This window comes from Pedobacter segetis (assembly GCF_016623585.1).
Lineage (GTDB): Bacteria > Bacteroidota > Bacteroidia > Sphingobacteriales > Sphingobacteriaceae > Pseudopedobacter > Pseudopedobacter segetis.
Genome location: NZ_JAEHFY010000021.1, coordinates 44,197 through 56,838, shown reverse-complemented (window position 1 = coordinate 56,838; position 12,642 = coordinate 44,197). Strand labels below are relative to the sequence as shown.

The 12,642-nt window shown below is 37.4% G+C and carries 4 protein-coding genes; all 4 read left to right on the top strand.

The genetic code is table 11. The annotated features are described in order from the left end of the window. Window positions 1-60 precede the first annotated feature (60 nt). The 4 genes from I5M32_RS13955 (at window position 61) to I5M32_RS13940 (ending at window position 12,466) form a co-directional block, all read left to right on the top strand. The gene (locus I5M32_RS13955) at window positions 61-2,883 is read left to right on the top strand and encodes a glycoside hydrolase family 2 protein (RefSeq protein WP_200587425.1); all 2,823 of its coding nucleotides are present in this window, start codon (window positions 61-63) and stop codon (window positions 2,881-2,883) included. Between the two features lie 140 nt (window positions 2,884-3,023). Next, a complete protein-coding gene (locus tag I5M32_RS13950) occupies window positions 3,024-7,055 on the top strand; it encodes a hybrid sensor histidine kinase/response regulator transcription factor (RefSeq protein ID WP_200587423.1) in 4,032 nt (1,343 codons plus the stop codon). A 295-nt stretch (window positions 7,056-7,350) separates the two neighbouring features. Beyond that, entirely contained in the window at window positions 7,351-9,840 is a 2,490-nt protein-coding gene (locus I5M32_RS13945; protein ID WP_200587421.1) for a sugar-binding domain-containing protein, read from the top strand. An 88-nt stretch (window positions 9,841-9,928) separates the two neighbouring features. Beyond that, window positions 9,929-12,466: a T9SS type A sorting domain-containing protein gene (locus I5M32_RS13940; protein ID WP_200587419.1), complete on the top strand. Its 2,538-nt coding sequence runs from the start codon at window positions 9,929-9,931 to the stop codon at window positions 12,464-12,466. Window positions 12,467-12,642 lie beyond the last annotated feature (176 nt).

Here is a 12,642-nt window from a genome sequence, read left to right as displayed (position 1 = left end):
GCAAAAATAAAACCATTGTCGATTAAAACCGAATTGCTTGTTATAAAGCTCGGCATATTTATGCTCATTGTTTTTACAACTTTAAGCAGTGATGCACAACAACGTCAATATTTATCGGGCAAAGGCCCAAGTGATGCCGTAAATTGGGATTTTAAAATAACAGCGGGGCGCAACAGTGGTTACTGGACAAGTATTCCCGTACCTTCAAACTGGGAGTTACAGGGTTTTGGATATTATACCTACCAAACCGATGATCAGGATTATAAAACCAACCCAGAAATTGGATTTTATAAACACACTTTTAGCTTACCAGATACTAAAAACAAATACGTTAGATTGGTTTTTGATGGCTCCATGACCGATACAAAGGTAACCATCAACGGCAAACCTGCCGGCGAGGTGCATCAAGGCGGCGTTACCCAGTTTTCATACAATATTTCAGATTTAGTGAAAGAAGGAGAAAATTTAATTGAAGTGGAAGTTAGCAAGCCGTCTAAAAACACATCAATAGAACGTTCAGAACGTTCTGCAGACTTTTGGCTTTTTGGCGGAATATTCCGTCCGGTTTATATCGATATTTTGCCAGTTTCACATATAGAACGTATTGCTTTAAATGCAAAGATGGATGGAAGCCTAAAAATTGATGCTTTCCTAAATCAGGCACAAAGTGGGCAATCCCTTACCGCCCAAGTTTATACAATTGATGGCAAAGCAATAGGAAAACCATTTTCTATAAAAATGGGAAGCTCTTTAGAAAGTGCTGCTCTGCAAAGCAAAATCAGTAATGTAAAAGCTTGGTCGCCAGAGTTCCCAAGCCTATATAATTTAAAGCTTTCCCTTATGCAGGGAGGCAAAACCATCCATACCATTATGCAGCGTTTTGGTTTCCGCACTTTTGAGGTGCGAGACCACGATGGCTTTTACCTTAATGGTAAGCGTATATTGTTAAAAGGCGCAAGTATGCACAGCTTTAGGCCAAAAACTGGCAGAAGCTTAAATCCTTCAGATAATTTATCAGACGTAAGGATGATGAAAGATTTGAATTTTAATACCGTTAGAACGCCCTGTTATCCACCCGATGTACATTTTCTGGATCTTTGCGATTCTATTGGGTTAATGGTTTTAGATGAATTGCCGGGTTGGTCAAGCCCTTTAAAAACAGATATTGGCAATGTATTGGTTAAAGAATTGGTAATTCGCGATGTAAATCATCCATCAGTAGTGATGTGGGGCAATGGTAACCATAGGGCCCACAATGCAGAGTTAGAGGATGCGTTTTTAAAATGGGACATACAGCAACGCCGCCCTTATAAAAATGCAGCCAAAACAGAACCTTGGCCAGGTAAAAACCCGGGTAGGTTTCCACTCATCAACACCCAATATTATCCTACCTATGCGGAGCTAACTTCCCGTTTGGCATCAGATGAAATTGTAATGCCCAATGAAACATTGCATGCGCTTTACGATGGGGGCGGAGGCGCAGGTTTAGCTGATTATTGGAAAGCCATTGAAGATTCAAAAATTGGAGGCGGATTGATCATTTGGGCATTGTACGATGAGGGCATCATCCGTACCGATGAAGGCGGTAGAATAGATAACCAAGGGAATAAAGCCCCTGATGGCATAGTTGGCCCTAATCAAGAAAAAAAAGGCAGTTATAATGCGGTAAAAGAAATATGGTCTCCTGTGCAAATTACCACAGAAAAACTGGGTTCTACATTCAATGGTAAAATCGATTTGATCAATAAATACACATTTACCAACCTTAAACAATGCACCTTCGAGTGGAAATATATCCGTTTTGCTGCGCCGATGGAGGCTTCTGACGGTTATCGTACTTTAAAAAAAGGAAACTTGATTGGGCCTGATGTAGCTCCCGGTAAAAATGGCGTTCTGCAAATACCAACCTTTGCAGATTTAAAACAGATGGATGCCTTAGAGATTACAGCTATTGATCCTTATGGCCAACAATTGTGGACTTGGCGTTTATTGCCTGAAGATAAACGTGATTATCTAGCTCGTTTTTTGCCCAATTCTGAAGGGCAAATCGTAAAACAAGATTCAACCGATAAATGGCTTTTCAAATCGGGCAACGTGAAGTTTAAGTTTAGTGAAAACAAGCTTGGGCCGGTAGCTATACAAGTAGATAGTACGCTATTCCCCATTTCTGGTATCCCGCAAATTGTTGCCGAGGCAGATAGTGGGATTTATGATGTTAAACCTGCAACGTGGCATCAACCAACGCTTAAAAAGCAAGGTGGCAATATGGTCATCAGCTATCAAAATATAAATGGTTTTAACAATCTAATCTGGACGGTTATGCCAAATGGTATTTTAAAGTTAGATTATGATTTTACCCTGCCAAAAGGAAAATATTATTATGCGGGAGTAGGGTTTGATTTGCCCGAAATAGCAGTAAAAAGTAAGCGTTGGTTAGGCGAAGGGCCATACCGGGTTTACAAAAATAGGCTGCAGGGAACCAGTATGAATGTGTGGGAGGTTAACAAAAAAGAAAATATCCCCGGCAACGTTTATAATTTCCCAGAGTTTGAAGGCTATTTTGGCAAGTGGTTTTGGGCAAGGTTAAATTTGTTTAACAACCATACCATAGGGATGGCAACGGAAGATGATCTTTATTTAGGGCTGCTTAAACCAAACGAAGGCAAACAGCCCGAAAATGCGGCCATCCATTATCCAAAAAATAGCGGTGTCTATTTCTTTAACTACCTTACTCCAATAGGTGAAAAATGGAAGACCCCAGAAGAAATAGGCCCAGCTGGGCAACTAAATCAAATAAACCAAGATTTAAAAGGGACCGTTTATCTCAACTTTTATGGAGATAAAGGGAATGCCATTAACGGTTATAACGTAGAAATTGAATAGTTGATTTTTTTAAAATATATTGCAACCCCGATACAAATGTGTTGGGGTTATTGTTTTTATGCAACTTTGTGCTATTCCCTTAAAACTTAAAAGATATATTGCTATTTTTAAACAACTTAACCAATAAACCAAGTATATAAATGAAGCGAGTCTTCTCCATATTGTTTTTCTGTTTAACTTTTTTGATTAGCCATGCTCAGCACCTTATCAATCAGTTATCTGTAAACCAAGGGCTAAGCCATAGTGATGTTAGCGTAATGTTGCAAGATAAATCTGGCTTTATATGGTTGGGTACCAATAACGGGTTAAACAGATTTGATGGTTACGATTTCAAGGTTTTTAAAAATGATCTGAACGATGAAAATAGCTTGCCAAATAACCGGATAAAATCTTTGCTTTGCGATTCAAAAAACAGGATTTGGATTGCTTCCGAAACCAATGTGATAGCCTATTATGATCCAGTATCTGGCAGGTTTAAAAAAATCCCGTTAAGCGAGAAAAAATACCGTTTTGGTACGCAAATTATTGAAGATGAGCAAGAAAACATTTGGGTAACTACCAATACAAATGAGCTGTTAAAACTTCAGCTTAAAAATGATAGTGTAGAAAACTCGGGAGTTTTATTGCCTTTTAAAAGCGATATTGTATCCATAAGCTCATTTATGTCGCAAATATGGATTTGCACAAGTGCCGATGGTTTATGGCGATTTAACCAAAATACCGGGGAAATTAAACCAGTAGAAAAAGAAGGTATTTTACAACCCTTTTCTATTAAAAAACTTGGGGATCAACTTTTGGTGGGCGCAAGTAACGGCGTTTTTTCGATAAACAACCGATCTAAAATAAAACAGCTATACCACGGAAAGTTAAGCAGGGTAAGTAGTTTGATTAAGGATTATAAAAACGATATATGGGTAGGCTTGTTTGATGAGGGTGTTTTATGGCTGCAACCAGATTCGGGCGGCAATTATCAGTTAAAACAAGTTTACAACGCAAAAAACTTGTTGAGCACAAATCGCATTAATCAACTATTTATAGATTCTTTCGATATTTTATGGATTGCCACATCTGGTGGCGGCGTTCATTATATTGATTTGCGGGCCAAACCCTTCGCCCTCATCAACAAAGAAAACAGTACCATCCCAGATAATTACATTACCGCGATTTATGAAAATCAAAATAATTATTGGATAGGGACCCGAAGCGGACTAACCGAGTATAATAAAAAAACAGGCACCTCTTTTTTAAAAACAGACGGACATATAGCTGCTATTTTTGAAGACAGAAATGGTCAATTATGGGTCTCTAAGCGTTATGATGGTTTATGGGTTTACAAAAACGATCAGCTTTTAAAGATTTTTAAGGCCGATACTAGCGGCGAATTTCCGACCAGCGAAATTATGGGCGCCGCAGAAGATAATTTTGGGAGAATATGGGCAGCTACCTTTAACAAAGGTGTAGTGATCATTGATGCCGCAACCAAAAATGTTTTATCAGAATTAAACATAAAGAGTTACCTGCCAACCAACAATCTTAATTTTTTATACCTAGATCCTAAACTTAAAGGCGTTGCTTGGCTTGGCAGCAGGGATAAAGGTTTATTAAAGGTAAGTTTTAAAGACCTCTCTAAAATTTCGGTAACAAAATATGAGTTCGACCCAAAAGATAGCACCTCTTTAGGATCAAATTATGTTTGGCCTATCTTAAGATCATCAAAAGGGGATTTATGGGTTGGGGCACTTGGTGCAGGTTTAAATAAGCTCATTATAAACGGTAAAAAAGAAGGTTTTAAGCGATATACCGAAAAAGATGGATTACCAGATAACGATATAGAATCTATTTTGGAGGATAACGCTGGCAATCTATGGTTAGGCGGTAAAGGTTTAACAAAATTTAACCCGCAAAAGCAAACGTTTTTTGTGTACGATGTAAAAGATGGCTTGCAGTCTAACTCTTTTAAAATAGGTGCTGCTTTTAAAAACAAACGGGGGATTTTATACTTTGGTGGGATAAACGGCCTAAATTATTTTAACCCCGCCTTAATTGTTCCCAATCCGCACAAACCAAAACTGATCTTTGATGAGCTTAAAATCCTGAACAAAACCATTAATATTGGTGATAATATCCATGGCAGGATAATACTAAACCAAAGACTAAATCATATAAATAAACTAGAATTTAAGGCCAATGAGAACGAATTTACCATTGAGCTACTGGCTTTGCATTATAGCAATCCCTATAAAAACAAATATGCCTATAAACTTGAGGGCTACAGCAACAATTGGGTGTATTTAACCGCAGACCAGCGTAAGATAACCTTTGCTAACCTACCTTCTGGCAATTACCAGTTCATGGCAAAAGTATCTAATAATGATGGTTTATGGAGCGATGTGCGCACTTTGGAGATTAAAATATTACCGCCATGGTGGGCTAGCTGGTGGGCATATACCATTTACATGGTAATAATTTTGATAGCGCTTTATTATTACGCCGAGTTTGTAAAGCGGCAATCGCAACTTAAGAACGAATTGATCATTGCAGAAAAAGAGAGAAACTTGAACGATGAGAAGATGAAATTCTTTACCAGTATCTCTCATGAAATACGTACACCCTTAACGCTTATACATGGCCCTCTGGATGATATTATCCAAGCAGAAAGCGATAACAGAAAACACCTTGATAAGCTCAGCCTCATCCGTAAAAACGTTAACCGTTTATTAAACCTAACCAATCAGTTGCTAGATTTTAGAAAAATGGAAACTGGGAATATGCAGTTGAGCGTGGCTGAAGGAAATATCACGGCATTTACTAAAGAGATTTATCGCTTTTTTCAAGGATTGGCCGAAGAAAAAAATATAGATTATCGTTTTCATAGCATCCCAGAAAGAATAAACCTAACATTTGATCGCAATAACTTCGAGATTATATTAACCAACCTGATCTCAAATGCTATTAAATACACTAAAAACAAAGGAGAAATTTCGGTTTCCCTTAATGCTATCGGTAGTGATTGGCTGCCAGGGGTTTTCTCAGAAACACAAAACGGATTTAAACTGAGCGGAAACTACCTAGAAATAGTGATAAAAGATACAGGGATTGGGATGTCTCCAAAAGATCTACAGAGAATATTTGACCGGTATTACCAAGTAAAATCGTTAAGTACACTATCTATCCACGGTACTGGTATTGGTTTGGCATTGGTAAAAGGATTGGTAGAGCTACACCATGGAGAAATAGAAGTAGAAAGCTTAGAAAACGTAGGCTCTAGGTTCATCATAAAAATACCTTTTGGTAACAAACATTTTAGTGAAGAGGTTATTTTGAAGGATTTTAAAAAGAGCGATGATAGAACTTTTTACATCGATGAATATATCCAAGAACCTGATGAAACAAAAGAAGAGGTTGAAGGTAATGAATTAAAAAAACGTATCCTTTTGGTAGAAGATAACGCAGAGGTACAAGGATACTTAAATGGGCATTTAAAAAAAGAATACAAAGTTATACTTGCTTCTAACGGTAGAGAAGGCTATGAAAAAGCAGGTTTTTATCTTCCAGATATCATCATTAGTGATGTTATGATGCCAGAGATGGATGGCTTGGAAATGCTGGGCAAACTAAAAAAAGACATCAACCTGTCTTTTATTCCAGTAATTTTGTTAACCGCCAGAACCGCAAATCTTTATGAACTAGAAGGGATTGAAATTGGTGCGCAAGATTATATTACCAAACCATTTAATATCAATGTTTTAAAGGGAAAAATTGCCAATATTTTGTTGGCTAGGGAGAATTATAGGGCAACCTATGCCAGTTTAGCAAAAAATGAAATTTCTACGTTAAAACTGCCCAACTCCGAGCAGAAATTTCTTGATAAAATTTACAAATTAGTACTTAACAACCTATTGAATGAAGAATTTTCTGTGCAGAAACTGGTGCAAGAAATGGGAATGAGCCAATCTAGTTGTTATAAGAGAATAAAGGAGCTAACGGGAAGGTCAGCAGTACAATTAATTAGGGATATAAGACTGCAAAGGGCAGCAGAACTTATAAAGAAAGAAGAATATAATATTTCTGAAGTGGCGTTTATGGTGGGTATAAATGATCAAAAGCATTTCCGTGAAAAGTTTAAAGAACAATTTGGCTGCACACCTAGCGAATTTATAAACCAAAACTAAAGAATTGCCTTAAAGCAGAATTCATCCTCTTTATCAGCTGGCTAATCGGTACCTTATTAAAATAGCTTGCCATTTAGCTTATAACCATGAAAACGGGATGCCAAATGGCTGATGGGATGATAAAGAGAAAGCCTCATAAAGTTTGTAGTATTAAACAATAAATACAGCTTTGTCTTAATATTAGAAAGTTGATCAAAATTCTTATTTTCCCCTTAATAAGTCTTAGAATACCCCCCAATTTAGCTGTTTATTTTAGTTTATTTTGCGCAATAAACCTTAAAATTAAACCAGATAAATGAACAAGTTTCGTATGTTTTTGCAATTAAACATCATATTGTTTTTTGTTTTTGCAAGCACTATTTTTTGTAAAGCAAACCCGCAAACAGATGGGTCGGGCCGAATCGTCTATAATTTCGATGGTAACTGGAAATTCAAATTGGGAGATGATGTAAAAGCCAGTGCATTTAGTTTTAAAGATGATAGCTGGCGCAAACTTAATGTACCTCACGATTGGAGTATCGAGGGAGCATATAACAAAAATAATCCTGCAGGGGTAGAAGGTGCATTTTTACCTACAGGTATCGGTTGGTACCGTAAAGCTTTTAATTGGCAGCCCAACTGGCAAAACAAAAATGTGCGCATACAGTTTGATGGCGTTTATTGCAACTCTACAGTTTGGATCAACGGTATAAAATTGGGCACCCGGCCTAACGGATACATAGGTTTTTCTTATGATTTAACCCCGTATTTAAAAAAGGGGCTTAATATCATCGCCGTAAAGGTTGACCATTCAAAGGCACCAAGCGGAAGGTGGTACACCGGTTCGGGGATTTACCGACACGTAAGGGTAATCGCTACCGAAAAGATTTATGTCCCAGAGAACGGACTTTTAATATCAACACCAGAGATAAAAAATACAGAAGCGGTAATAAAAACAGATTTAGATATTGATAACGGCACAACCAGCGATAAAACGATTAGCGTTTTCTACAATATCATTGCAAAAAATGGAGAGGTACAGGTAAGAAATGAAAAAAACCTAACCTTAAAAAAGGGAACCAATAAGTTAAACTTTAACTTAAATCTTAAAAACCCTCTTTTATGGTCAACAGAAACCCCAAACTTATATAAACTAAAAGTAGAGGTAAAAGAGGGAAGCAAAACATGGGACGTTTATGAATCTAATTTTGGCGTACGCTCAATTTCGTTTAGTGCAGATAAAGGCTTTTTGCTTAATGGTGTAAAAACCATTCTAAAAGGTGTTGGTAACCATCAAGATGGTGGTGCGGTAGGCGTTGCAGTTCCTTACGATGTACTCTATAACAGGCTGGTAATGTTAAAGCAAATGGGTTGCAATGCAATTAGAACAACCCACAACCCTTTTGCGCCAGAGTTTTATGATCTGTGCGATCAAATGGGATTCTTGGTTATGGACGAAGCCTTTGATGGCTGGGAAAAACCCAAGGCCGAATATGATTATGGGCTTTATTTTGAAGATTGGTGGAGAAAAGATTTAGGCGATTTTATCAAAAGAGACTTTAACCACCCCTGCGTAATTATTTGGAGCATAGGTAACGAGATTAAGGGATATACCGATGAAACACAACAAAAACTAATCAGCTTTGTAAAAGCGATAGATACCAGTAGGCCGGTATCTCAAGGGCGTAGTTACTTTACCAAAGGGGTAGATTTAGCAGGGTTTAACGGCCATGGAGAGTATAAAGGAGCCTTGGAAGAATTCCATAAAAAAAATCCGGATAAACCCGTTATCGGTACAGAAATGACACATGGTTTGCAAACCAGAAACGTTTACAGGACCCAAACAAAATACCGCATGAGGGATTACCCTGCCCCTTGGGAAAAGGGAGAAAAATTCAGCTCTATACAAGACAAGGTTTTTTGGCAAGATGATTTAACAAAGAACGAAGTTTTCACAAATATAAACCCAATATATCATTCATCTTATGATAATGACCTTATACGGATGAGTATCAGAGATTACTGGCGAACCACTAAAGATTTGACCTACTTTTTAGGCGGTTTTAGATGGACGGGTTTTGATTATTTGGGAGAGTCTTTTGCTTGGCCCGCCAGAACAATGAATTACGGCGTAATAGATTTGGCCAATTTCCCAACAGATAGCTATTACCTGTATCAAAGCCTTTGGACAGATAAACCTATGGTACATTTACTGCCAAACTGGACACTTACAGGTAAAGAAGGTGTAGAGATACCTGTTATAGCCTATACCAATGCCGATACTGCAGAACTGTTTTTAAACGGAAAATCTTTGGGCGAAAAACCTATGACTGAGGATTATAGGATCCTTTGGAAAGTACCCTATGCCCCTGGCCAGCTAAAAGTTATCGCAAAAAAGAATGGTAAAGTGGTAGCCACAGATGTGCAAAACACGGCTTCAGAAGCCTATACATTTTCTGTTAAGAAGATAGCAAAACCAATGCTCGCAAACCAAGCAGATGTTGCCCAAATAGAAATATCTATTATTGATAAAAAAGGTAACGAGGTGCCTTATGCCAATAACCTCATCAATTTTGAGGTTACCGGCCCCGGAAAATTGATAGGCGTTGAAAACGGAGACGTTTTGGACCTAAGCTCAAGTAAAGGAAGCCAAAGAAAAGCATTTAACGGTAAATGTTTAGCACTTGTACAAAGCACCGATAAGCCGGGCGAGATAAAGATAAAGATAAGCGCAAAAAACTTGGTCTCTAAACAATTGATAATTCCGGTGGGCAAAACAGTAAATAGCTCAGAGACTAGTTTATAACACAAAAAAGCATAATAAACATAGTTGCAGTTGGTATTTATGTATAATTAAGGCCATATCCTTGAAAAAATCAGCCTCAATATTAATAATGTTTTTACTATGTGGTAAAATGGTTAATGGGCAAATGTTGTGGCTTAATACTAAAGGCAGCATTAACGCTTCTGAAAACCAGCAGACTGTAAATAATCTTTTTGATAATGATATTTCTACAACATGGACATGCAGCGGGAAGGGTACAATCTTGTTTACAAACAAAGATAATCCTTATATTTTTACTGGTTATGGCCTTTATTCATCAACGCAAAACAGCCCTAAATCCTCTCGTTTTTATGGTTCACTAGATGGGATTAACTATGATATATTAGATAGTGAAAAGGTCATATCACTATTGGGTAGCTCTCGAAAAATATTCACTACACAAAATGTAGAGCAATACCTTTATTACAAAATAGAGGTTTTTGATACCGAAAATTTTGCCTCCTCAGGCAAACCGGTAGAGCTTTCGGGTTTGCTTTTTGAAGCAAATGGTAAAACCGAAAGTTTTGAAAATCTGCAAATTGGAACAGCAACCAGTAACAACGGTAGTTATAAAGGTGATTATGCCGTTAATTGGACATACACCAATAGCCGCGATGCACAAAATTATGGGGCACAAGGTAAAGCCTTAATGATGCGTGGGCAAGATGGTGCAAGTTTAACTGCAACAGTTAACGGAGGTGTAACCCGCTTGTCTTTTGATTATACAAAAGCGTTTGAAACAGCTGAAAATGAAACCGCTTATTTTGAAGTTTATTTACAGGAACTGGAAACTGGCGGTGCCGAAACAAAAGTTGGGGTTTCCGTAATGGTAGGAAACACCCCAATAAAAGGTATCAAAACTTTTATTTTAGACAATTTAGACTATCGGGGGAAAGTGAAAATAACTGTTAAAGCATTGGGTAAGCCTGTTTGCATTGATAACTTGGGTTATTTCCCAAATTCTTTAAAACCCGTAGCTTCTGCCGATAATGATATTAACAATACATTTATCATAAATACTGATAGCGTAAAGTGGCAAATAAGTAATTATTTGGTAGGGATGCATTCTGTTTATTCTTCAGAACCAGATAAGTTTTATGCTGATGGTAGCTATGCAAAATGGTTAAAAGACACGCATATCAGCACCATGCGTTATCCCGGCGGTACCGTTGTGAAATATTGGGATTGGGAACATCCCACAGGTATTTTAAATCAAGATTCTTGGGATCCCAAATGGGATACTGCAAATAATGCCCCTGCAGAAAACTGGCTTAGTCTTGATGAATATATCGCAGTGGTAAAAGCCTCCGGAATTACTCCGCTGTTTGGAGTAAATATTACATCAGGATACAAATATAACCGGGTGCAGGAAAGTATTGATAGGGCCGCCCGTATGGTACAACATGTTAAAGATGCAGGTTTAGGTGGGGCATTTTGGTATTTAGGAAACGAAGGCACAAACGGGAGCCCGGCTAATGAGGCTAATTTATTTAAACAACATGCAATGGCCATGAAGGCTATAGACCCCAATATAAAATGTATGTTTAACAATAATAACCTTACGCCAGAATATTTAAAAAATTACTTGGCCATAGCAGGAGATTATATTGATATCGCCGAAACGCATGGAAAATGGCCTTACGGCGGAACTCCCGGTTTGCCTCCTGGTACATTTGAGGAGTGGCAAAAGGAGTTTCCTCTACGTGACCGTAAAAACCATAACCGAGAATGGCGTAATGAAGTACCTATTTTACAGCAGGCAGCTGCAGAAGCAGGTTATCCAAACTTAAAATTTGCTGATAACGAGTATGGCTTGGGCTCATCACAAAACTTGATCGGTTTTGATAGATACTTAAGTAACCTTTTAGTGATAGATATGTTGCAAGAGCATATCATTGGAAACTGGTTTATGAGCTGTTATTGGTCGCAAATACTTAGTAACAGTGATGCAACTAGCGTGGCAAGTGGAGAAAACAACTTTAGGCTTAACGCCATGCATTATGGGTTTGAACTGCTTGGCATAATACAGGGTGCTAAAATGTTGGGTATGACTGCTATTGAGAATAATATTTCTGTATATGGATTTGCCGCCGAAAAAGATAACGAGTACTACGTTTATCTATTAAATAAATCCAATCTTGAGCAAAATGTAAACCTTAATTTTATAGGCTCAGGATCACTTTCAGAGCAATTTTCAGAAGGTAAAAGCTTGGTTAATACTCCTGATGAATTTGGCGAAATGAAAGTAACCGGAGTTACCAATGATGGTAAGGATGGGTTTAAGGGTACACTTCCTCCCATGTCATACACCCGCTTTATTTTTAAAAAGGGTTTATCTACATCTGCCCAAACCCCACAGAAATCAAATTTTTTGATCAAAGTTTATCCAAACCCAGTAACAGATGATGTTAATATTAGCTCTGATTCCAATTTTAGGCTAAAATTTTTCACTATTTATTCATCAAACGGACAAAAAGTTAAACAGGGCAATTTCAATGGTAAAAGCACTATACAATTAAATGATTTAAAAGCCGGAACATATTTTATACATCTTTTTGATGATAAAGCCAACTCAAGTTTTGTTAAAGTAATAAAGCAAAATAATTAAGCATATACATTAAAAAGAGCTAAAAATGGCTTAGAGAGTGCCTTTTTAATAAAATACCCCCTTTAAAAAACGATTATGACCTTTACTTAAACCGCTTGCAATTAACATATTTGTATTAGTTAAGCCAGAAATAACTAAACCAATTTAACAAACCTAAATATTAACCAATTCAGAAA

Excerpts from the sequence above, each read along its gene's own strand:
- I5M32_RS13955 (WP_200587425.1), top strand. The coding sequence starts at position 61 with ATGCTCATTGTTTTTACAACTTTAAGCAGTGATGCACAACAACGTCAA.
- I5M32_RS13950 (WP_200587423.1), top strand. The coding sequence starts at position 3,024 with ATGAAGCGAGTCTTCTCCATATTGTTTTTCTGTTTAACTTTTTTGATT.
- I5M32_RS13945 (WP_200587421.1), top strand. The coding sequence starts at position 7,351 with ATGAACAAGTTTCGTATGTTTTTGCAATTAAACATCATATTGTTTTTT.
- I5M32_RS13940 (WP_200587419.1), top strand. The coding sequence starts at position 9,929 with ATGTTTTTACTATGTGGTAAAATGGTTAATGGGCAAATGTTGTGGCTT.